Source organism: Marinobacter adhaerens HP15, assembly GCF_000166295.1.
Taxonomy (GTDB): Bacteria; Pseudomonadota; Gammaproteobacteria; order Pseudomonadales; family Oleiphilaceae; genus Marinobacter; species Marinobacter adhaerens.
The window spans coordinates 241282-262980 of the sequence record NC_017506.1 but is presented as its reverse complement, the minus strand read 5'-3'; the positions used below and the strand labels follow the sequence as shown (position 1 = coordinate 262980).

18 protein-coding genes are annotated in these 21699 nt (G+C 59.4%); 9 read left to right on the top strand and 9 right to left on the bottom strand.

The features are described 5' to 3' along the window. Window positions 1-2: 2 nt before the first annotated feature. Window positions 3-1040, bottom strand: coding sequence for an AraC family transcriptional regulator (locus tag HP15_RS01300; RefSeq protein ID WP_014575876.1), 1038 nt, complete (start codon window positions 1038-1040; stop codon window positions 3-5). 239 nt (window positions 1041-1279) lie between these two features. On the opposite strand from HP15_RS01300, the gene HP15_RS01295 reads away from it, so the two are divergent. Continuing rightward, window positions 1280-1879 (top strand): sigma-70 family RNA polymerase sigma factor, encoded by a 600-nt coding sequence (locus HP15_RS01295; RefSeq protein ID WP_039881993.1) that lies wholly within the window; start codon window positions 1280-1282, stop codon window positions 1877-1879. Then, window positions 1876-2514 carry a ChrR family anti-sigma-E factor gene (locus tag HP15_RS01290; protein WP_014575874.1) on the top strand — a complete coding sequence of 213 codons (639 nt, stop codon included), beginning with the start codon at window positions 1876-1878 and terminating at the stop codon, window positions 2512-2514. Before HP15_RS01295 ends, HP15_RS01290 begins: the two co-directional genes overlap by 4 nt. Window positions 2515-2593: 79 nt before the next feature. On the opposite strand, the gene HP15_RS01285 is transcribed toward HP15_RS01290, so the two are convergent. Then, window positions 2594-3337 (bottom strand): SDR family oxidoreductase, encoded by a 744-nt coding sequence (locus HP15_RS01285; RefSeq protein ID WP_014575873.1) that lies wholly within the window; start codon window positions 3335-3337, stop codon window positions 2594-2596. A gap of 170 nt (window positions 3338-3507) precedes the next feature. Between HP15_RS01285 and HP15_RS01280 the strand changes: the two genes are divergently transcribed. The 3 genes from HP15_RS01280 to HP15_RS01270 all read left to right on the top strand — a co-directional run bounded on the left by HP15_RS01280 (window position 3508) and on the right by HP15_RS01270 (window position 8246). Next, window positions 3508-5283, top strand: a complete 1776-nt coding sequence (locus HP15_RS01280; RefSeq protein WP_014575872.1) for an acyl-CoA dehydrogenase C-terminal domain-containing protein — start codon at window positions 3508-3510, stop codon at window positions 5281-5283. Window positions 5284-5555: 272 nt separating this feature from the next. After that, window positions 5556-6347 (top strand): tRNA cyclic N6-threonylcarbamoyladenosine(37) synthase TcdA, encoded by a 792-nt coding sequence (gene tcdA, locus HP15_RS01275; RefSeq protein WP_169702126.1) that lies wholly within the window; start codon window positions 5556-5558, stop codon window positions 6345-6347. Window positions 6348-6368: 21 nt separating this feature from the next. Next, complete coding sequence (locus HP15_RS01270; RefSeq protein WP_014575871.1) at window positions 6369-8246, top strand: cation:proton antiporter; 1878 nt, start codon at window positions 6369-6371, stop codon at window positions 8244-8246. On the opposite strand, the gene HP15_RS01265 is transcribed toward HP15_RS01270, so the two are convergent. From HP15_RS01265 to HP15_RS01250, 4 genes are all read right to left on the bottom strand, one after another. After that, window positions 8232-9215 carry an NADP-dependent oxidoreductase gene (locus HP15_RS01265; RefSeq protein WP_014575870.1) on the bottom strand — a complete coding sequence of 328 codons (984 nt, stop codon included), beginning with the start codon at window positions 9213-9215 and terminating at the stop codon, window positions 8232-8234. The two genes, HP15_RS01270 and HP15_RS01265, sit on opposite strands and share 15 nt — an antisense overlap. An 81-nt stretch (window positions 9216-9296) precedes the next feature. Then, window positions 9297-9758, bottom strand: a complete 462-nt coding sequence (locus HP15_RS01260; RefSeq protein ID WP_014575869.1) for an acyl-CoA thioesterase — start codon at window positions 9756-9758, stop codon at window positions 9297-9299. Beyond that, a complete protein-coding gene (locus tag HP15_RS01255; protein WP_014575868.1) occupies window positions 9758-10843 on the bottom strand; it encodes an SMP-30/gluconolactonase/LRE family protein in 1086 nt (361 codons plus the stop codon). The genes HP15_RS01260 and HP15_RS01255 overlap by 1 nt, the downstream gene beginning before the upstream one ends. Before the next feature lie 101 nt (window positions 10844-10944). After that, complete coding sequence (locus HP15_RS01250; RefSeq protein ID WP_014575867.1) at window positions 10945-11742, bottom strand: alpha/beta fold hydrolase; 798 nt, start codon at window positions 11740-11742, stop codon at window positions 10945-10947. Between the two features lie 389 nt (window positions 11743-12131). On the opposite strand from HP15_RS01250, the gene HP15_RS01245 reads away from it, so the two are divergent. The 3 genes from HP15_RS01245 (at window position 12132) to HP15_RS01235 (ending at window position 15399) form a co-directional block, all read left to right on the top strand. Beyond that, window positions 12132-13208, top strand: a complete 1077-nt coding sequence (locus HP15_RS01245; protein ID WP_014575865.1) for an AraC family transcriptional regulator — start codon at window positions 12132-12134, stop codon at window positions 13206-13208. After that, the gene (cls, locus tag HP15_RS01240; RefSeq protein ID WP_014575864.1) at window positions 13208-14638 is read left to right on the top strand and encodes a cardiolipin synthase; all 1431 of its coding nucleotides are present in this window, start codon (window positions 13208-13210) and stop codon (window positions 14636-14638) included. The genes HP15_RS01245 and cls overlap by 1 nt, the downstream gene beginning before the upstream one ends. An 83-nt stretch (window positions 14639-14721) precedes the next feature. After that, on the top strand, window positions 14722-15399 hold the full coding sequence (locus HP15_RS01235) for a GntR family transcriptional regulator (RefSeq protein ID WP_008173234.1): 678 nt from the start codon (window positions 14722-14724) through the stop codon (window positions 15397-15399). A 6-nt stretch (window positions 15400-15405) separates the two neighbouring features. On the opposite strand, the gene HP15_RS01230 is transcribed toward HP15_RS01235, so the two are convergent. Beyond that, window positions 15406-17622: a patatin-like phospholipase family protein gene (locus tag HP15_RS01230; protein ID WP_014575863.1), complete on the bottom strand. Its 2217-nt coding sequence runs from the start codon at window positions 17620-17622 to the stop codon at window positions 15406-15408. A 7-nt stretch (window positions 17623-17629) separates the two neighbouring features. After that, window positions 17630-18235 (bottom strand): hypothetical protein, encoded by a 606-nt coding sequence (locus tag HP15_RS01225; RefSeq protein WP_014575862.1) that lies wholly within the window; start codon window positions 18233-18235, stop codon window positions 17630-17632. Window positions 18236-18453: 218 nt separating this feature from the next. Between HP15_RS01225 and HP15_RS01220 the strand changes: the two genes are divergently transcribed. Next, window positions 18454-18819 (top strand): hypothetical protein, encoded by a 366-nt coding sequence (locus tag HP15_RS01220; protein WP_008173227.1) that lies wholly within the window; start codon window positions 18454-18456, stop codon window positions 18817-18819. Between the two features lie 12 nt (window positions 18820-18831). Here the strand turns inward: HP15_RS01220 and HP15_RS01215 are convergent, their stop codons facing one another. After that, window positions 18832-21633, bottom strand: coding sequence for an ATP-binding protein (locus HP15_RS01215; RefSeq protein ID WP_008173225.1), 2802 nt, complete (start codon window positions 21631-21633; stop codon window positions 18832-18834). Window positions 21634-21699 lie beyond the last annotated feature (66 nt).

Sequence of the window (21699 nt, the reverse complement as noted above, 5' to 3'; positions counted from 1 at the left end):
CGTCAGAGTTTCTGATGCTCCCGACGCCAGGCACTGGGAGAAACGCCTTCCCACTTGCGGAAGGCACGGCCAAAGTTGGAGGGGTCACTGTAGCCCAGAGCGTCGGCTATCTCATCAATGCTCAGCTCATTGCGGCGCAGCAGTTCAAGGGCTCGGCGGTGGCGAATGGAATCCTGCAGTTGCTGGAATCGCACCCCTTCGGAGGCCAACTGCCTGCGCAGCGTCCTGGTGGACATTTTCAGGTGTTCCGCCACATCCTCCAGGGCCGGTAACCGCTGGCTTCGCCCCGTCTCGAGCAGGCGCACCACCCGGTCCGAAACCGACGTGGAACCCTCGATGAATCGCATTTCCTCCTGACACTGGGCTTCGGCAATCCGACGGGTCACCGGATTCGACAGTGACATGGGGGAGTCGAGAAAAACCCGTTTGAACCGCAGCTGGTTCACGCCACTGCCAAACGCAATCTGGCTTCCAAACAGCTGTCTATAGGCCGAGAGATCCTCAGGCTCAGGAAAATCCAGCAGGCATCGCCCGCCATCCAGCAGCCGATGGCCAAAAAGCAGGAGATTCACATCCATCAGTGACGCCATCACCACATCAACATTGAACCGGTACAGGTCCTCAATGCTGTGCGCCAGGTCCAGCTGGATCACGGCCTCATGTTCCTCCACGAAGAACGAAAGGCTCATGTAGACAAAGCGGATCTGGAAATATTTGATCAGTACCGTAAGCGCCTGCTCAAGGGTATCGCAACTAATGGCTGCCTGGGCCAGCGAGCCGTGGGTCGTAAACTTCAGCCGCTTTCCAAACTCAAGTCCGAGGGCTGGATCACCACTCTGGACAAGCGTTTCGCGACACAGGGCACTGAACTGCTCGACAGTAATGAAATTGTCCGGATGACCAAGCATGGATGGGCGAATACCGGAAGCCGACAATAGCCGGGACCGCTGCAGGCCACGGTCCTCCGCCAACTGGCAGAGGATATCCGCATAGTGCGCCCGGATAACGGGCAGGTTTCCGGTAAAGCCGGGAGCATTCATGGAGGTGTTTGTCGTCCGGAGTCGATTTATTGCTCAGACTAGACCGCTCTGCCGATTCCGGCAATCACCTGCGAGACGATCAAAAACCGTCGCTGGTGCCAGCTTTCTGTGTTTTTTTCCACACAGGCTGATCCACCTGATTCACCGATCCGTAAACCTAGACACTGACAAACCCGGGACGAGTGCATAGAATGATGACCAGAACAAGCTCAAATCATGCGACTGTCAAGGAGCGTCCGGTGACCACACTGGATCAAAAGCCAGCAAGTTCCGAGGGCCGCAAGGACCAATGGAGCCAAATGCTGCAGAAAGTGGGCAAGAACCAGGACCGCGAAGCATACCACGCGCTGTTCGAGCATTTTGGCCCGCAAATCAAGTACTACGCCATGGCGAATGGTCTGGCGAGTCATGCGGAAGAGCTCGTGCAGGAAGTATTCGTGTCGATCTGGAGACGCTCATGCCTCTACGACTGGCGCAAGGCGGCGGCATCAACCTGGATTTTCACCATCGCGCGGAACCAGCGAATTGATATGCTGAGAAAGATGCAGCGTACCAGTGCTGAAATGCCAGTAGAGACAGAAGACCTTTGGCAGATTCCGGGTGAAAACGAAAACGAGCCGGTCACTTCTTTACACCGCCTCATGTCCGAACGGCGAATCAGGGAATCCCTGAGTCATCTGCCGGAAGAACAGATTACGGTCATTGCCAAGGTGTACATGGAAAACAAGTCGCACCAGATGGTTGCGGACGAGTTGGACATTCCTCTTGGCACCGTGAAAAGCCGGGTTCGCCTGGCATTGAATAAACTGAAAGTGATTTTGCAGGACCAGAACGTATGACACGGCACCATCCCGACAGCCTGAGCCTGATGGAGTACAGCGCAGGTAACCTGAGCGAGCCCCATGCCCTGTGCATCAAGCTCCACCTGGACAAGTGTTCCCACTGCCGCAGCCGTGTGGACACGCTTGATAGCCTTGGGGCTGTGATGATGGAGCAGCAGCCAAAGGTGACTGTCTCTGAAAGCATGTTCGACAGCATTCTTTCAAAGATCGATAGCGAGCCGGCAGCTGAGCCTGCGGCAGCGGCTGTCCCGAGGGTCAGCGCCCTGCAGAAGCTACTGGGTGAAGATCTCAACAGCTTGCCGTGGAAGCGCCAGCTGGGTGATGTGAGCGTCCTGGACATCACCGACCGGTTCCCCGGTCAGAAAGAACAGGTTGTGCTCCAGAAACTCGCTGCCGGCGGCAAAGCGCCTGCCCACACGCATCGCGGGGAGGAAACGACCATCGTCCTCCAGGGTGCGTTTGCAGACCAGAAAGGAGTGTTTAACCAGTGGGATTTCGTGGTCCTGAACGATGAGGACGAACACAAGCCCGTAGCGGTTGGTTGCGAGGACTGTATAACACTCTCCGTGTTGAGTGCTCCGGTGAAGCTCACGGGTACCTTTACGCGGATGCTAAATCCCTTTATTCGGTAACCTTCCGCCGAATGATGGGCACGAAAAAGGGGCGATGAAAATCGCCCCTTTTTTGTAGCCGACACCAGGGTTGCCCGAACTACCAGGGCAGCTCTGTACCATCCCAGCTCAGGAACTTTCCGTTATCGTCCTCCCCCAGTCCATCGAGCACCTCCAGAAGGTTGGTAGCCGTCTCCTCTGGAGTATGCACGTTGAGCTTGGCGAGAGATTGGCTGAACGGTTCGCTCAACGCCGATTCGGTCGTGCCAGGATGCAGGGATACGCAGGCTAGCGGTTTGCACCGGCGCGGCAACTCAATGGACAGGTTGCGAACGAGCATATTCAGCGCCGCTTTTGAACTACGATAGGCATACCAGCCGCCAAACCCGTTGTCGGTTATCGAACCAACCTTGGCGGAAATAGCCACCACCCGTTTGAATGCCCGATGTCGCAGCCATGGCAATAGCGCCTGGGTCAGCAATCCGAAACCGGTTGCGTTGACAGCAAACGCACGCGCCATACTCTGCGGATCGAGGTCTTCAAGGCGCTTCTCCGGGAACATATCCGGCCCGTGAAGCAGCCCCGCGGCATAAATAAAGCTATCAATCCCCTCCTCCCTGTTCAGCAGCGATTCCAGTGCCTCGGCAATCGCACCGGGCGCGGCACTGCTTTCGGCATCCCAGGGCAGCAAAGTGATGCGCTGATCGCTGCGCAAAGCGTCCGGCGCGTTCTCCGGATCACGGCACAACCCGATCACCCTGGTTTGGGAATCACGCTCAAGCAACCGGCTTGCCAAAGCGCCACCGATTGCGCCGGAAACCCCGGCTATCACCACTTGTTTCATTTGATACCTCCTTGGTTCAGGAGGACATACGAAAATTCTATCGTCCAGACTGCCAAAACGGTGAACCAGCGCATTAAAACGGGCGTATGAAACCAGTGTTCAAATTACCTTCGGGTCGCTGCCGAATGCTGCAGCGCTCCCGTTAAAACGGCGCACCTAGGAGAGTATCCATGCAATACCAGGCTCCGGCGAATGACCTTCGCTTTCTGTTGTTTGATGTATTGGGCGCAGACCGGCTGCATGAGCTGGAAAAATACGCCGATGCCACCCCGGATCTGATTTCCGCGGTCATCGATGAGGCTGGCAAACTGGCTGCTGAGGTTATCCAGCCCACCAACCAGGCCGGCGACCGCGAGGGCTGCACCTACGATCCTGAAACCCACTCTGTGAAAACACCCGAGTGTTTCAAGGACGCCTACAAGAAGTTTGTCCAGGGCGGCTGGACCGCGCTGGACGCACCCCTTGAATACGGCGGCCAGGGCCTGCCACACACCCTGAAGTTTGTGGTGGATGAAATGGTCTGCTCCACCAACCTGTCTCTGGGCATGTACCCCGGCCTGACTCACGGTGCCATTAGCGCACTTTATGCCCACGGATCCGAGGAACTGAAAAAGACCTACCTGGAAAAGCTGATTTCCGGTGAGTGGACCGGCACCATGTGCCTGACCGAGCCCCAGTGCGGCACCGACCTGGGCCTGATTCGCACCCGCGCAACACCGAACGACGACGGCAGCTACGCCCTCGAAGGCACCAAGATCTGGATTACCGGTGGCGAGCACGATCTGGTGGACAACATCGTGCATCTGGTTCTGGCCAAGCTGCCCGGCGCGCCGGATACCACCAAGGGCATTTCCCTGTTTGTGGTACCCAAGTTCCTGCCGGAATCCGGGGAGCGAAACCCGGCCTTCTGTGGCGGCCTTGAGCACAAAATGGGCATCAAGGGTTCTGCCACCTGCGTCATGAACTTCGAGGGCGCCAAAGGCTGGCTTGTCGGCGAGCCGAACGATGGCATGCGGGCCATGTTCACCATGATGAACGAGGCGCGCCTGATGGTTGGCATGCAGGGCCTGGGCCTGGCCGAAATGGCCTACCAGGAAAGCCTCGGCTTTGCCCGTGAGCGCCTGCAGAGCCGTTCGTTGAGCGGCCCGAAGAACCCCGATGGTCCCGCTGACCCGATCATCGTGCATCCGGATGTACGCCGAATGCTGATGCGCCAGAAAGTTCTGAACGAGGGCATGCGTGCTCTGGCCCTGTTTGCTGGCCACCAACTGGATCTCTCTGTCGCCCATCCAGACGAGACCGTCCGGGAATCCGCGGACGATCTGGTTCAACTGCTTACCCCGGTGGTGAAGTCGTTCCTGACAGACGAAGGCTTCAACAACGCCAACACCGGGCTGCAGGTACTGGGTGGCTCGGGCTTCACCACCGACTGGCCGCTGGAGCAGCTGGTTCGTGACGGCCGGATCGCCCGGATCTACGAGGGCACCAACGGCATTCAGGCCATGGACCTCGTGGGCCGCAAGCTGAGCCTTAAAGGCGGGCAGTTGGTGCGCACCCTCTTTGGCACCCTGAGCGGATATCTGAAGGACAATCCGGAAGCGCCGCACCGTGAAGAGCTGAAAAACGCCATGAAGGCGCTTGAGACAGCCACCATGTGGCTGGCCAGCAACGCACCGAAAGATCCGGAGCAGGCGGGCGCCGCCGCGACACCGTATCTGCGCCTGATGGCGCTGACGGTCATCGGTTACCTCTGGTCCAGGATGGCCAACGTTGCCAACGAACAGCTTGCCGCCGGCGAAGGCAACAAGCCCCTGCTCGAGAGCAAGGTTGTCTCTGCCCGCTTTTACTTTGAAAAGCTGCTTCCGGAAGTCGACTGGCTGCTGGGTGACATTCAGAGTGGCAAGGACAGCCTGATGGCGTTCTCGGACGACCACTGGGCAGCGTGATCCGCTATCCGGCCAGTGCTCCCAAGGCCTGGCCGGAAATGACCGATCAATGACAGCTTGTGACCTTCAGGTGAATGCACTGGCCATTGATAATGGTCACGTTGATTAGTGTCTCTGAACTAGTCCCGCCCAGCTCCCCGTCGGACTGGGCACTTTGAAAGCCACGCCCTGCGTGGCTTTTTTTATGGTCCTTTTTTGTCTGTGCGGTCACTGGGTTACAATTGCGATCTTTGATTCTGTCCGGTCTGCGACCGGACCTGCACGGGGACACCATGAACGCCGACGATTACGCTTTCCGCTTTGGTGGCATCGAACGACTCTACGGGCGCCGGGCCCTGGAAGCCTTTCGTCACGCCAATATTGCTGTGGTCGGTCTTGGCGGGGTCGGATCCTGGGCCGCTGAAGCCCTGGCCCGAAGTGGCGTTGGTACCATCACCCTGATCGACATGGACGATGTCTGTGTGTCCAACACCAACCGCCAGCTCCACGCCCTGGAAGGCCAGTACGGCCGTACCAAAACCGACGCCATGGCAGACCGGTTGCGGGCGATCAACCCGGAAGCCGACATTCGGGTGCATTTCGGCTTCCTGACCACGAAGAACGTCAGCGAGCTGATCACCGAAGACATGACCGGGGTGATCGACGCCATCGACAGCGTCAAAGCCAAGGCCGCCCTGATTGCCCACTGCCAGCGCCGGAAAATTCCTCTGGTCTGTGCAGGCGGCGCAGGCGGACAGATCGACCCCACTCAGATCCAGGTGGCAGACCTCAGCAAAACAACCCAGGACCCACTGCTGGCCAAGGTTCGAAACCTTCTGCGGCGGGAATATGGCTTTTCCCGGAATCCAAAGCGGCGCTTTGGCATTGAGGCCGTATACTCCCTCGAGCAGCTGACGTATCCTGCCGGAGACGGGGAAGTGTGCCTGCAGAAACCGGCCACCGACGGTCCGGTGCGCCTGGATTGCGCCTCCGGCTTTGGCGCCGCCAGCCCGGTGACCGCCAGCTTCGGTTTATTTGCGGCTTCCCGACTCCTGAACCGGATTGCCCGGCGCGCCAACCAATAGATCAACGGAACTGAAACCATTATGCCAGTCAGCACTGTCCTGCTTCTTGCCAGCATTGGCGTTTTATCATTGTTCTGCCAGTGGCTTGCCTGGCGCGTGCGTATGCCCGCCATCCTTTTCCTGTTGGCGGGTGGCATTGCGGCCGGGCCTGTTCTGGGTTTTCTGGCACCGGAAGTGGTGTTCGGCGATCTGCTGTTTCCGGTTATTTCCCTGGCCGTTGCCATCATCCTGTTTGAGGGCAGCCTGACCCTGCGCTACGAGGAGATACGGGGCCATGGCAAAATGGTCCGCAACCTCATTCCGGTCGGTTCTATCGTCACCTGCATCATCGGCACCCTGGCTGCCCGCTGGCTTCTGGATGTCTCCTGGGCAGTCGCCCTGCTGTTTGGCGCCATCTCGATTGTCACCGGCCCGACGGTTATCGCGCCGCTGCTGCGCTCCGTGCGACCCGATTCGAAACTGGCCAACATACTGCGCTGGGAAGGCATCATCATTGACCCCGTTGGCGCTCTGCTGGCGGTTCTGGTATTCGAGGGGATTGTCTCCTGGGGCCAGGGCAACGTGTTTGGCCACTCGTTGTATATCTTTGGAAAAACCCTGGCTGTGGGTTTTGTGATCGGTGCCGTGGCCGGGTATCTCAACGGCATCGTATTGCGCAAGCACTGGATTCCGCAGTACCTGCATAACGCTGGCACACTCACTTTCATGCTCGGCGTCTATGCCATTTCGAACGAACTGGCCCATGAGTCTGGCCTGCTGACCGTGACCATCATGGGCATCTGGATGGCCAACATGAAGCAGGTGCCCATAGAGAGCATCCTCGAGTTCAAGGAATCCCTGAGCGTTCTGCTGATATCCGCCCTGTTCATTATTCTGGCGGCGCGAGTTGAGTTTGCGGCAATTGCCGAATTGGGTCGGGGCCTGGTGGCTGTGCTGGCCCTGCTGATGCTGGTAGCCCGCCCCCTGAGTATTTTCCTGTCGGCCATCGGCACCAACCTGAACTTGCGGGAAAAGCTATTTCTGAGCTGGATCGCCCCCCGGGGCATCGTCGCCGCCGCGGTGTCAGCGCTGTTCGCTTTCCAGCTGCAGAAGCTGGGTTATGAGAGTGCCGGCGCCCTGGTACCCCTGGTGTTTATGCTGATTATCGCCACCGTTACTCTGCAGAGCCTCACCGCACGGCCGGTGGCCCGCCTGTTGAAGGTCGCGGAACCAGCGGAATACGGCTTCCTGATCCTGGGCGCCAATCCGGTGGCCCGAATGATTGGCATGGCCCTGAAAAAGTATGAGGTGCCCGTGACCCTGGCGGACACCAACTGGGAAAACGTCCGTCAGGCCCGCATGGAGAACCTGCAGGTGTACTTCGGCAACCCGGTTTCCGAGCATGCCTCGACCCATCTGGACCTGACAGGCATCGGCAAGCTGCTGGTGATCTCCCCGTACAAGCACATGAACTCACTGGCCACGTACCACTTCCTGGACTGGTTCGGGAACAAGTGCGTGTTCAGCCTGGCCGAAGGTGATCAGGACCAGAAGGCCCGGCATCAGACGGCTGAAAAAATACAGATGACCCGGGGCCTGTTCGATGGCGTCAGCTACGCCAAGCTGGCCAGTCTGGTGAGCCAGGGCTACACCGTAAAGACCACCCAGTTGAGCGAGGAATTCGGTTACGAGGAGTTCCTGAACAAATACCAGAACCAGGCCCTGGTGCTGTTCACGTTCGACAGTAAGGAACACGTCGCCCCGGTTTGCAGCATGAAAGACCTGAAACCGGAAAACGACTGGATCCTTATCAGCCTGGTACCGCCCCAGGCCCGCAAGGAGCGCAAGGAGAAAGAGGGAGGAGAACCATCGGCCAGCCAGGATCAACCGGCCGATCAGGAACCCTCATCGACAATCTAGCACCAGCTTGCCGCGCACGTGCCCGCCTTCCAGCAGTTCGTGGGCCTGCGCGACATCGTCCAGCGCGAACGCTTTTTCGATGTGCACCTTGACGTCACCGTCCTCAATCAGCTCGGCAATCTCATCCAGGTGAAATACGTCGGGACGCACAGTCATGCCATGGGCGCGTAAACCCATTTCCTCGGCAGCACTGATGATCTCGTCGGCGGTAACCGTCGGGATGGTCACGAGGACTCCATGTTCGCCGAGCGTGTGCAGGGAGCGTTTGCCGGTATCACCGCCAACAAGGTCCAGTACCACGTCCAGACCATAGCACTCTTCGGCGATATCCGTGTTGCGGTAGTCAATCACCTCGTGGACCCCGAGTTCCGCCAGGAAATCCCGTTTACTGGCCGAGGCCGTTGCAATGACATGGGCACCGCGCTCCAATGCAAACTGCACCGCAAAATGGCCCACGCCACCGGCGCCGGCGTGGATCAGGATTTTCTGCCCCGACTCCAGTTTCGCCATCTCGAACAGAGCCTGCCATGCGGTCAGTGCCGCCAGGGGCAAGGCACCTGCAGACACCAGGTCCAGTTCTTCCGGCACGATGGCCAGTTCATCGGCCGCGGCCAGGGCATACTGCGCATAACCGCCACCGCCGGCCGGGAATCCGACCATGCCCATGACACGGTCACCGGGGGCAAGGGTGGTCACGTTAGCACCCACTCCGACAACCTCTCCGGCGACATCGTAACCAGGCGTCCATGGCAACGAATTCTCGATCTGCCGCGCCGCGAAACCAAGCCCCTTCCGGGTTTTCCAGTCGATCGGATTAAGTCCGGCACCGTGCACTCTGACGAGCACCTGATCGTCTCCGGGGACTGGCACATCGGCCGAAACCACTTGCAGGACGTCACGCTCACCAAAGCGATCGTAGATCACATGGCGCATCGTGGCTTCAGCGTTCTGATCGGCAGTATTTTCCATGAAGATCTCCGGACAACAGGTTAAACGGGATTGGCTTTGAACAAGATTAGCTGAAGTAAAGCACAAAAGACCTCGGGTGACCTACAGCCCTTTGCCTCCGGCTACCACAGCGGAACCGAGAATCTCGGCGAACTCTTTGGGCGCACGGGCAGGCCGCTGGGTTTTCAGATCAACACAGGCGTGAGTGGAAACGGCCCTGACCAGCGTCTTGCCATCCGAGGGACGAACGAGCTGGAACTGCCGTGCAGACCGGAACCGACCATCATAATCGGTGAGCCAGGTCCCCAGAACCAGTTGATCGCCGGCGTTCGCCGAGGCCAGGTAATCGATTTCCGTGCGGGTAATGGCCATCGCCTTGCCGGTTTTCTCGTGCAGCTCCCAGGTCATACCCAGGCTTTCTATGTGGGCCCAGCTGACGTCTTCCAGCCACCGTACGTAAACAACGTTGTTGGCGTGCCCAAGCCGATCGGTATCCTCGGGCCGCACCGCTATCTCGATCGTGAAAGGCGCCGGCAAATCCCAGTCAATATCGTGTTGCTGCATCAGTTGCTGTCCCCCAGACCCGGAATGGCCTGCAACGGTAGCCGACCAATACGATCATTGTGAAGTGAACCAAAGTACAGGTTGCCATCGTGAGGATTCACCGAGGTGATTTCCTGCAGATGGGTCCCGCGAGTGTCGTGGAGACTGGTAATAACCTCACCGTCCCGGTCGAACGCGATCACAAGACCATATTCTTGTGGTGCAGGTTTCAGGCTGCTCGGGAGTTTAGCCACCAGATCCTTGAGCCAGGGCCGGGGGTGCATGGCGTCCATCCTCGAATCTCTGAGGGTAGGAAACGCCACCCAGTAGCGCCCCTGATCATCCACCGCGAGGTTGTCGGGAAAACCGGGCAGATTGTCGGCAAAGACTTCCGCCTGGCCGGCTTTGGGCCCTTGAATCCAGTATCGAAGGATGCGGTATTTCCAGGTTTCGTTAACCAGCACATAGTCGCCCTCCGGAGATACCGCAACACCATTGGCAAAATGCAGGTTGGCCAGGAGAACCTCGGCCTTGCCGGTTTTTGGAGAGTAGCGGAGCAGGCGGCCATGGGGACGCATTTCCAGAAGATCCAGCATATATTCCGGCTGATGGAACTTGGAGCTGGCGTCGGTGAAGTAAATGCGCCCGTCATCGGCAATGTCGACGTCATCGGTGAAGCGGAACAGCGTTCCCTCCGCCTCGCGGGCCAGTACGGTGATCTCGCCCTCAGGACTGATAGACAGCAGCCCCCGCCAGGAATCTGCAACGATGAGATTGCCCTGGCTGTCAAAAACCATGCCCAGGGGCCGACCATCGGTGGACAACCAGTTTTCAACCCGGCCATCCGGGAACACCCGCACGATGAAGCCATCCTGGGTGCCGGTATAAAGCACACCATCCTCGCTCACGGCTGTGTCCTCGGGGCCGTATACCTGGCCCCTGGCGATCAGGTCCGCAAGCCTCAGGCGCTCATTTGGCGCAACCTCACCGGTCAGCGGAGGTGGCGATGGCGGGTTCCAGGCTTTGCTGTCGACGGGCGACGGAGTCAGCAGGAAACTGCCAAGCAGCAGGAAGACAACCAGCAAACCCACCATCAGCCATTTCATACAATCTGCCCGCCTGTTGTTATGTCCATTCCGTGTGTCAGCGATTGGCCCACCTTAGCAGACGGGCCGGTGAGCAGGAAAATGCCCTACGCAGGGCACCATCATTCATCGGCGCTGAGGAAACGACGGCACAGGGCAGCAAAGGAGTCGGCTTTCTCAGCGTGCAGCCAGTGGCCGGTCCCCTGGATAATACGCAGCTGTGCCTGCGGGAACAGTCGCTGGATATCATCCCGGTGTTTTTCCTGGATGTAGGCCGAATCCGCGCCCTTCAGAAACAGCACAGGACCATCAAACGGGCCATCACCCTCCGGCGCCCTGGCCAGATGCTCATAGCAGGCATCGATAACCGGCAGGTTGAGCCGCCACCGGAACATTGGCCCGCCCTCCTGCTGGTCTTCGCGGGGAATCCGTTCCAGGTTTTTCAGCAGGAACTGGCGAACACCCGGCTCTTCGACAAAATCTGCCATCAGCCTGTCTGCGTCCTGACGGGAACGCACACCGGTCAGATCCATGCTGGTCAACCCTTCCAGAATAGCATCGTGCCGGGGTTTGTAGTTTACCGGGGCAATGTCGGCCACGATCAGTTTTTCCACACGCTCCGGCGCCTGGAGGGCAACCTGCATCGCCACCTTGCCACCCATGGAATGACCCAGCAGGCTCACCTTGTCCAGGGCCTGGGCGTCCATGTAGGCGATGACGTCGGCGGCCATGGCCGGATAGTCCATGGTATCCGTGTGGGGCGAACTCCCGTGGTTGCGCTCGTCCAGTGCGTGAATCTGCCACTGGTCTTCCAGACGGCGGGCGATACCCCCCAGGTTGTCCAGGGAGCCGAACAGCCCGTGCAGCAATATCAGAGGCGGGCCTTCGCCGGTAATACGGTGGTTCAGCGCAACAGTCATGGGCAGTCATTCTCCGGATTGGTCTGCGTTCTCAGACCGGATACATTACCACTGCCAGTCTTGCGAGCAAGTGCCGGTATTAGCGGTCATTTTCCGCGGACGAAAAAAAGCCGGGCAAAGCCCGGCTTGAAGGTCATAGACGTGACGTCTGAAGGATCAGCAGTAGAAGATGCTGTTCAGATACTCGGCAAGCTCAATCACGTTTTTACGCTCAAGCTCGGTATGAGGTACGAAGATTTCCTGTTCCATAAAACACCTCCTGATTGCTTTTCCATTGCTTCAACCTGATACCCTGATGCTATCGTTAAAGCCACGGGTAACCCTTGACAGGCGGTTGCACCCACTTGACATTTTGTATCAGTCATCATGACAGGTCGTTAACTATCAACGTGACATCTGCCCAATCAGACTCCACCAGCGCACCCCTGGTCGCTGCCTCCAGCACGCTGGCGCTGGTTCACTATCTGGAACGCCAGGGTGTTCTCAATGCGCCACGGGTGGAACAGCTGACCGGGCTGGCCATGTCGGAGCTCACCGACCCGGACCGGCGCGTGCCCGCCGATGCCCATTACCGGCTGTGGGAACACGCCGAGCTGGTAACGGGAGATCCCGCTGTCGGGCTGCACGCCGGAAAAGTGGTGGATCCCGAGCGGATGGGACTGGTCGGGCATGTGTTTTTCAACTGTGACACCCTGGGTGAAGCCGTTACCCAATACGTGCGCCTGCATCGGCTGATCAACGAGTCGGTATTTCTGAGCTTCGAACAGACCGCCGACCAGGCCATTCTCTGCTGGCAACCGGACATGGCCGAACATTACTGCCGGCAGGATATGGACCGGACCCTCGCTGCGGCCATCACCCGCACCCGCCACTTCATTCATCCGGGCATCCGGGCGGAATGGGTGGAGATCGCCCACCCGGCGCCGGTGTACGCCGCGGAATACGAAAAGCTGCTCGGTGGTCCGGTGCGGTTTGACTGCGGTATCACCCGGCTGGCGTTCAACAGCCGGCATCTGGGGCACCCGATACCACGCCGCAATCCCTACGTGTATTCGGCAGTTCTGAAGCAGGTCAATACGCTGCTGGCGAGGCTTCAGAGCCGCCGCTCGTTCGGCCGCAGGATTCGTCGACTGATCTCGAAGCAGATGGCGACCGAAAGAATCGATGCTGACAGCCTTGCCCGGCAATGCCATATGAGCCGCCAGACGCTCTACCGCAAGCTCAAGAAGGAAGGCCTGAGCTTCCATGGCCTGGTTGAGCAGGTTCGCCAGGACAAGGCGCTCAGGTATGTTGCGGCCGACCAGTACGCTCTGGGTGAGATTGCTTTTCTGCTGGGTTTTTCAGAGCTCAGCGCCTTCAGCCGGGCGTTCAAGCGCTGGACCGGCACCTCACCGGCAGAGTACCGGGCACGGCATCTGGGCACATCGGGGCCCTACGGCCACCGGGCAGATGAGGGAGCGCATTGATGGACGAGCTGTCTCTCGTTGCACTGGTGGTCGGGGCCGTTTACCTGGGCGCATTTGCCTGTATTTACCGTATTCTTCTGACCTATCGGACGACACAGGGCGCCATTGCCTGGGTCATTGCCCTGATCGGCCTGCCCTACCTGGCCGTGCCCATGTTCGTGCTGTTCGGGCGGCATCGGTTTGGCGGCTACGTGAAAGCCCGACGGCTTGGCGACGAATCCCTGACCAATCTGCTGAACCGGTTCGAGCAGCAAACAACCTCCATACCCATCCCCGCCAGCGAACGGTTCACCGACGAACTTCAGGTGCTCTGCCGACTTGGCCGGCAGCCGTTCACCGATGGTAACCGATGTACCCTGCTCAGGGACGGTGAGGCCACGTTCGAGGCCCTGTTCGAAGCCATGGAAGACGCCGAGCACTATATCCTCCTGGAGTTCTACATCGTGCGGTCAGACCGGGTTGGCCGCCGGATCAAGTCAATTCTCGAGCGCAAACTGGCCCAGGGTGTGGAAGTCTGGTTTCTGTATGACGACATTGGCAGCGTCTGGCTGCCGCGCAAGTACCTGAACCAGCTCGCCGCCGCCGGCGCCCGCGTGGCCTCGTTCGGTAACGGCAACATCCGCCGGAGGCGGTTCCAGATCAATTTCCGGAACCACCGGAAACTGCTGGTCTGCGACGGCAAGATCGGCTTTGTGGGTGGCATCAACCTGGGGGACGAATACCTGGGCACTGCCATGGACCAGGAACCCTGGCGCGATACCCACTGCCGGATTGAGGGTCCGGCCGTCACCGGCCTGCAGCTGGCATGGCTGGAAGACTGGAACTGGGCCAGCAACGATTTTCCCAGCCTCGACTGGGCGCCGGTCGACAACCAGCCCGGCGACGACGAGGTGCTGATGCTGCCAACAGGACCCGCGGACAGCTGGGAAACCTGCACACTGTTTTTCCTCAATTGCATCAATAATGCCCGCACCCGGCTCTGGATCGCCTCGCCCTATTTTGTTCCGGATTTCCAGATCATGAACGCCCTTCAGTTGGCGGCGCTTCGGGGCGTGGACGTACGAATCCTGATTCCGGAGAAATCGGACAGCCGCCTGATTGGCCTGGCGGCTTACTCTTACCTCGTCCAGGCCTGCAAGACCGGCATCGGCATCTATCGCTACCAGCCTGGCTTCATGCATCAGAAAGTGATCCTGGTGGATGATCGATACGCGGCGGTGGGAACCGCCAACATGGACAACCGCTCGATGCGATTGAATTTCGAGATCACCGCCATAACCACCGCAAGGCATTTCATCCGGAGTGTGGAATCCATGCTGGAACACGATCTGGACAATTCCCGCCTGATGATCGAGAGCGACTACAAGGATCGGTCGATCCTGTTCCGTCTGTGTTGCCGGGCCGTCCGCCTGCTGGCGCCACTGCTATAGGCCATCCGTCCACTGGCTCCGGAATAGCCGATGTGCGACTATGCCAGGACGATTCAGCCAGTATGCAGTAGCGACAGATCACCATGAATGCCTTCAAGCCCAGAGAAACACTGACCGAACAGGTCGCACGCCACATCGAAAACCTGATTGCCTTTGGCCAGCTGCGCTCCGGTGAACGGATCTACGAGGGCGCCATGGCGAAACAGATGGACGTCAGTCATGGATCCATACGGGAAGGCTTGCTGCTGCTGGAGAAGCGGCATCTGGTCCGCAACGTACCCCGCAAAGGCGCGTTCGTGACCCCGCTGGATGAATACTTCGTGCGCAGCCTGTACGAGACCCTGGAGCTCTACCTCACCCACACCGGTCGCAAGCTGGTGCGTCACTGGCAGCCCGAGGATATGGCCCGGCTGGAGAGCCTGTATGAGCAGATGCAGGCCTGCTACAGGAAAAACGATCTGATGGCGTTTCTGGAGCTGGGTATTGAGTACACCAAGGCATCGCTGGCCTATGCCGACAACTACTTCATTGTCTCTGCCATTGATGACCTCTGGCCTTCGGCAAAGCGCTGTGCCTTCGTCGCCTTCCAGGAAGGAGGCAATCGTGTCATTGAGGACAACCTGTCCCACATGGAACAGTCAATCAGTGCCATCAAGGATCGGGATGAGGATCGCCTGGCAGACATCCTGCACCGCTATGCCCTGCAACAATGCCAGCAAGTTCTCACTGCCATTGAAAAGACCGGCAGCAGAACGGCCTGACGGCACTCAGTAAAAGAGCTGGGTGAACGAGAAACCAATGTTCAGGTAGGCCGTCCAGTTGTCTTCGTTGTTGTACGCCGCGGCCACCTGAACGGGGCCGAGGAAGGTATCCACGCCGGCGAATACGCTGGACGATTTCACCGAACTGTCCCAGCTCGCCTCATCCAGAGAGGGCCAGGCATTACCCGCCTCGAATCCGGCGCCAACGAACCAGGGCAGCAGCGGGCCGCCAAAGGTCTGGCTGGCATAGGCTGAAACCATTAACGCGTTGTCTCCGGTAATCTCACCCGGCGCGTATGCCGATAGCCGGCGGAATCCACCCAGGCGGACGGCATTTTCAATTCCGGGAGTGCCCCGGGTTACCGCATGGCCGAAGACCAGTCCGGTCAGGGTCAGGCCTTTCCAGCTTCCGGTTCCCAGCGCCAGGCCGGTTACCGAATCGAACTCCCGGTCGGATCCCAGGCCCTCCCGTTCAAAACGTCCACGGAGGCCGGCAAAGCCACCGTCGCGAGGATAGAAAGTATCGTCCAGAGAGTCGTGTACCAGTTGCACGGCCAGCCCACCCTGATGCACCGACCCCTCCGGCGCTACCGGTTGCCCGATCTGCTCGTCAACCGTGGCATAGCCCCGCGCATAGATCAGGCGAACTTCGGCATTGCCGCCGATTTCCATGCCCAGTGCCAGATCCGCTTTCCGGAAGGTCACATCCACCTCCGTAACGCGGGTTCCGGCGGCATCAAACAGGCTGAAGGTATCCCGGGAGTACTCGCCACCGAGCACCAGAAAACGCTCATAGCCGTAATCCAGCGGCTGATACCACTGGCTGCGAACCCAGGGCTCGGTGCCCAGCTGAACACCGGTCTGCCACTCCCCGCCCAGGGCATTGAGCTCGGTCATTCGAAGGGAAGAGGCAAGATTGAACCGGGTTTCCCCGTCAAAGTTATCCTCATAACTCAAACCGAAAGACAGGTAGTTCGGCCCCCAGCTCTTCTCCTGGACGCGGATGGTCAGAACGGTTCCCTCGGGCAAAGACGAGGTCGAATAGGACACAATCTCGTAATAGCCAAGCCCGTAGATCCGTTTGAGGTCGGCTTCCAGGCGGGCGGTGTCCAGTGGCTCTCCGATTCTCTGCCGGATTCGTTCCTTGAGGAAGTCCCGGGCCAACCGACGACTGTCTTTGATCTCGATGCGTGACACGATACGCGCACCCGCGTCCTGCGCTGACACGCTGTCGCGCCAATCGGCCCAGGCCTTGCGGGATAATGCCAACGGACGCAGTTCGACGCCGTGTTCCCGGGCCGAGCTGGCGCCCAGCTCAAACAGAACCGGCGCATCGTAAAAATCAGCGGAGGTGTAGCCTTCGAGGTCGGGGCGGATCAGAACATCGTCTTCGGCGAGCAGATCCAGCTGCTGGTCGGTGTTCCGACGGGTCATGATGGTTGTGAGTTGACCGACAACGGAAAACGCGCCCCGCAGCTCGTCGGTTTCCATCAGACTGTCGGTAATATCCACTGCGATGATGATGTCGGCGCCCAAATCCCTGGCAACGCTGATGGGCAGGTTGTTGGCGACGCCCCCATCCACCAGCAACTGGCCATCACGTTCCACCGGCGCGTATACCCCGGGAATACTCATGCTGGCACGGATGGCCTCGGACAGGTTACCGTCACCGATGACCACCTGCTCACCGGTCTCGAGATCGGTGGCAACCGCCCGGAAGGGAATGGGGAGCCGGTCGAAGTCTTCAACCAGGGCGGCGTTGTGGGTCAGCTCGTTGAGGATAAAACCAAGATTCTGCCCGGCAATCAGCCCGCCGCCGACACGCAGGCCATCGGCGCGAACACCGATGCCCGGGACCACCGGAAACCGCCAGTCATCCTGCTTGCGCCGAACCGGCTTGTAGACCCGGCCGGGATCGTCGCGAAAGCTGGAAAGCCAGTCCATCTCGATAAAGCGCTGCTCGATGTCACTGACCGGCATACCACTGGCATACAGGGCACCGACTGCGGAACCCGCGCTGGTGCCCACCACCAGATCAACAGGAACCCGCATTTCCTCCAGAACCCGCAGCACGCCAACATGGGCCATACCCTTGGCCCCGCCGCCACTCAGAACCAGCCCTACCTTGGGACGCTCCTCAGCCGAAGCCAGTGGTGCCAGAAGAATCATGATGACGGCGATCAGTCGAGGGGCATTCCGGCCCCAGGGGTTGCACTGGCTCACAATTGGGTTATTTCCGCTCGGAGGAGTCGTCGTCCGCCAGTGACAGGTGGGATACGTCAGGTATCATCGGCGGCGGCAGGTCACGCTCGACACCCAGATCACTGCCAGCCGGAGCCAGGCTCCACTCGTCCAGATGCTGGAACATTGGTGGCTCCACTTCGGTCTTCTCTGTCAGGTTGACCCCGACCGGATCCAGACTCAGACCGGAGCCGGAAAGTATCGTATCCACCTTCTCGCCCGCCACCGGCAGACGATCGCCAGGCTCGGTTGCAGGAACCCCACGGCGCTGCTCATCCGCCGGCGGCGCAGAGGGCGTCGGCTGCGGACGGGGCTGACTTGCGGGAGCCGACGGGGCTGGCTGTGGTGCCGCACTGGCAGCAGGCCGGGCGTCAGCCATCGGCTGGACATAAGCTACCATGCCGTGCTTTTTCAATACGGCCCGGTATTTTTCAGCCTGAACCTCTTCCAGCTTGTTGCGAATAACCACCGGCTGACCACTGAACATGCGATCAACCTGATCAAGAGAAGCCTTGAACAGGGTTCTGGCATTGTTGCGCGCCGTTTCCAGATCCGTTCCGGGAACGCATTCCCCTTTAAAGACAAGCTGAAACATGCGTTTTCCTCTCTAAGTCCGTCTTACCCACATCATAGTTGATCGTGCATCGGACCGGGAGCCCGAAAGCCCGGTCGTCACTGTATCGAGACTGCAAACAATTGAAAAATTAATGTCACATATCACGCAAAATGCGACAGACTCTGCAATAATCAACGGTAACCAAACTTTACACTTGGTTACAAATTAACCGGAATGTCACCAGGGAGTGGCCTCCAATGACTATCACACGCTCACTTCGCCTCGCTGCCACAGCCCTTTTGCTGTCGGCACCGCTTGTTCATGCCGAAAATCTTGATGTACTCATGAGCCAGGTGTTTCCGGAAGCCCAGGCGACCTATATCGGGTACGAGAGCGTTGAACGACAGGATATCCCCGCCAGCGCGGCGGTCGAGCGCAAATACCTGATTGTGGATTTCCGCCTGGCTTCTAACGACATGGCCTCTGAACAGCTTCAGGCCAGCGTGCACAAGGTCTGCATGACTCTGCTGAAAGACCGCGACCTGATCCGCCAACTCTCGGATTCCGGTTACGACATGGTCTCGGTCGCTTTCGACCGTCGCTCGCAGTTCGATTGTCTGTAACCCACCCGGCTCTTACTCTTCGCGGCCGAGCAGCTTCGGGAAGGCCTCAAGAGCACTGTTGACCGCGTCCAGGTTGAATGCCTCGACATCCGCAAGCAGCTTCTCCCCGTAACGGGTAACGGAGCGTGAGCGGAATCGCTGGCCCCAGGCCAGCACCCGGCGTGCAAAGTCTTTCATCTGCTCCGGATCGCCACTCTCTCTCACAGCTTCCCACTCGTCACCAAAATCCGCCGCGAGCTGTTCCCTGAGCCAGCCCCGCTCCTGCATACTGAGAGTCTGGGCCAGCAGCCGGTCGGATTCCTTGGGAACGCCCTCGTCTTCCGCCTGTTCCACCGTCGCCTCAACCCGGGGCAAGGTCACCGTAAAGACCGAACCGGAACCTTGCTCACTCTCAACTTCCAGCTCACCGCCCATCATACGGGCCAGCTTCCGGCTGATGGCCAACCCGAGACCGGTTCCACCATAGCGCCGCGTGTTCTGCCCCTCCTGCTGCTCAAAGGCATCGAAAATACGCTCTACCTGATCCGGCGGGATGCCGATACCGCTATCGCTGACCGTGACGATCAACTTGTAATACTGGCGCTCTGGCGCTTCCGGGTTCTGTTCCGCTTCTGCCGACCGCTTCTTGAGCGGCTTTGCAGTTGCCCGAACTGTGACGCCACCGTCGTGGGTGAACTTGATGGCGTTGCCGACCAGGTTGAACAGGACCTGCCGAAGACGGGTTTCATCCAGCATCATGGCGCCGGGCATTCGCGAGTCGACACTCACTTCCAGGGTTATGCCCTGCTCCCGGGCCCGCAGATCGAAAATGTGGCGAACATCATCCAGGAGACGACGGACCGATACGGCGGAATAGTCCAACCGCATTTTCCCCGCCTCGATTCGGGACAGGTCCAGAATGTCGTTGATCAGCATCAGCAGACTTCGACTTCCCGCCCGGATGGCGTCCAGGTAATTGCGCTGCTGCGGGTCGGTAACACTGTTGCTGAGCAGATCGCTATAGCCGATCACCGCGTTCATCGGCGTTCGTATTTCGTGGGACATATTGGCCAGGAACTCACTCTTGGCCAGGCTGGCGGCCTCCGCCTCCCGGGCCAACCTCTCGGCTTCGAGCTTGGCGGCCCGCAACTCGTCTTCGCTCCGGCGCAGGGCATTCTCCGAACGGATACGCTCATCCACCTCCCGCGACAACTTGCGGTTCCAGTACAGGAAGATCAGCACGACCAGGATGGCGATCAGCACCACCCGCCGCACCACGGTGTAATCGGTCTCCTGCTCGATATCCAGATGAATCCACCTGTTGTAGATGGATTCTGTCTCGCTGGCTTCGAGACTGCCCAGCGCCTTGTTCAGCACCCGGTGCAGCTCAGGGTTGTCCTTGCGTACGGCCAGTCGCAGGTCGTACTGGTAGGGAGTGATGCTGGTAATCCTTAGGTTCGACAGTCCCAGCCGGGCGACTGTGTAGCTGACCGCCGGAATATGGGTAACCATGACATCCAGGTCGCCGTTGGATAGCGCCAGAAGCCCCTCCTCCACCGTATCCATCGGGTAAAGATCCAGGTTCGGATGATTGATCAACAGGTAATCGTGGGCCGCATGCCGGTTCACCACACCCACCCGTTCCGTGCGGAGTTCCCGGAGATCGCCGATAAAGCGACCGTCGTCCCGGATGGCAAGGGCGATGGGCACGGTCAGATAGGCCCGGGTAAACAGAAATGCCTCTTCAGTGCGCGGCGTCCGGGATAAGCCGGGAAGAATATCCACCTCGCCCGAACGCAGCTTCTCTTCAGCATCCATGCGGCTTCCAGCGACAGTGCGCGTAAACCGCACGTTCAGCTCGGTTTCCAGCCGGGTCAGCAAATCCGGAACCAGGCCGGTGGGCCGGCCGTCCTGGGTGTATTCAAACGGCGGCCAGTCCGCGCGAAACGCGACTTTCAGATCCGGATGCTGTTTGAGCCACTCCATATCCGACCCGGACAACTCCAGGCCACTTCGTTCGAGGGACGGCTGATCGGCCTGCAGCCATGACTGGCGGATGGTGCGGTGCTCGTTATGGCCGATTGCGGCAATGGCCTTGTTCAGCACCTGGTAAAGCAGGTCCCGATCGGTATCCACCCGCAACACCACATCTACCGGGCTGTTATCGAGCAGTACCGACAGACCGATCCCATTCACCATCGCCGACTGGAGGTAATCGGACACCACGGGCACCGGCGCCAGAAACGCATCGGCCTGCCCCGAAAGGATCTGGCCGACGGCTTCGCTGACGTTGCTGACCGGCACCGGCGTAAACTCCTCGACGGGGTCCAGCATGGGATATTGGTTGGGGTCACCGGCAATAACCGCAATCCGGCTGCCCTCAAGATCGGCAAGGGTCCGGATGGCCGCATCGCCGGCGCTGACGAACACGCCATAGGTAAGAGACATCAGGGGATCGGTGAAACGCTTGCCGGGCACCACCGGCATCCCCGGCATTCTGGTGGTCAGAACCGCGTCGGTTGCCAGCTCACTCCTGACCGGGCCGCTATCCTGCCCGGTTTCCAGGACGATGGGTTCCATGGCGACGCCCAGTTTGTCGGAGAGCCGGGCAAGGTAGTCAATGTAGGTGCCCGCAAGCACGCCATTGCCGGTATCGAAAACCAGCGGCACCTGATCGCTGCGAAGACCGATACGAAACCGGTCCTGCCCTTCCAGCCAGGTCAGCTCCTCTTTGCCTAGCACGGGGGCCGGCGATGCTTGCGGCGGTTCCGCCCGCAGGGGGGATTGAAACAGCGCCAACAGGCAGCATAGTAGAAAGGCAAGGGTAACCTTCACTGGATATCCTTAAGGGTTCCGCTACATTTCAGGGAACAATACCTGCAAACGCCATTGATTTCATTC

Coding starts and splice junctions, on each gene's coding strand:
- HP15_RS01300 (WP_014575876.1), bottom strand. CDS start 1,040: ATGAATGCTCCCGGCTTTACCGGAAACCTGCCCGTTATCCGGGCGCAC.
- HP15_RS01280 (WP_014575872.1), top strand. CDS start 3,508: ATGCAATACCAGGCTCCGGCGAATGACCTTCGCTTTCTGTTGTTTGAT.
- HP15_RS01235 (WP_008173234.1), top strand. CDS start 14,722: ATGAATGCCTTCAAGCCCAGAGAAACACTGACCGAACAGGTCGCACGC.
- HP15_RS01290 (WP_014575874.1), top strand. CDS start 1,876: ATGACACGGCACCATCCCGACAGCCTGAGCCTGATGGAGTACAGCGCA.
- HP15_RS01270 (WP_014575871.1), top strand. CDS start 6,369: ATGCCAGTCAGCACTGTCCTGCTTCTTGCCAGCATTGGCGTTTTATCA.
- HP15_RS01225 (WP_014575862.1), bottom strand. CDS start 18,235: ATGTTTCAGCTTGTCTTTAAAGGGGAATGCGTTCCCGGAACGGATCTG.
- HP15_RS01260 (WP_014575869.1), bottom strand. CDS start 9,758: ATGCAGCAACACGATATTGACTGGGATTTGCCGGCGCCTTTCACGATC.
- tcdA (WP_169702126.1), top strand. CDS start 5,556: ATGAACGCCGACGATTACGCTTTCCGCTTTGGTGGCATCGAACGACTC.
- HP15_RS01220 (WP_008173227.1), top strand. CDS start 18,454: ATGACTATCACACGCTCACTTCGCCTCGCTGCCACAGCCCTTTTGCTG.
- HP15_RS01255 (WP_014575868.1), bottom strand. CDS start 10,843: ATGAAATGGCTGATGGTGGGTTTGCTGGTTGTCTTCCTGCTGCTTGGC.
- HP15_RS01285 (WP_014575873.1), bottom strand. CDS start 3,337: ATGAAACAAGTGGTGATAGCCGGGGTTTCCGGCGCAATCGGTGGCGCT.
- HP15_RS01250 (WP_014575867.1), bottom strand. CDS start 11,742: ATGACTGTTGCGCTGAACCACCGTATTACCGGCGAAGGCCCGCCTCTG.
- cls (WP_014575864.1), top strand. CDS start 13,208: ATGGACGAGCTGTCTCTCGTTGCACTGGTGGTCGGGGCCGTTTACCTG.
- HP15_RS01265 (WP_014575870.1), bottom strand. CDS start 9,215: ATGGAAAATACTGCCGATCAGAACGCTGAAGCCACGATGCGCCATGTG.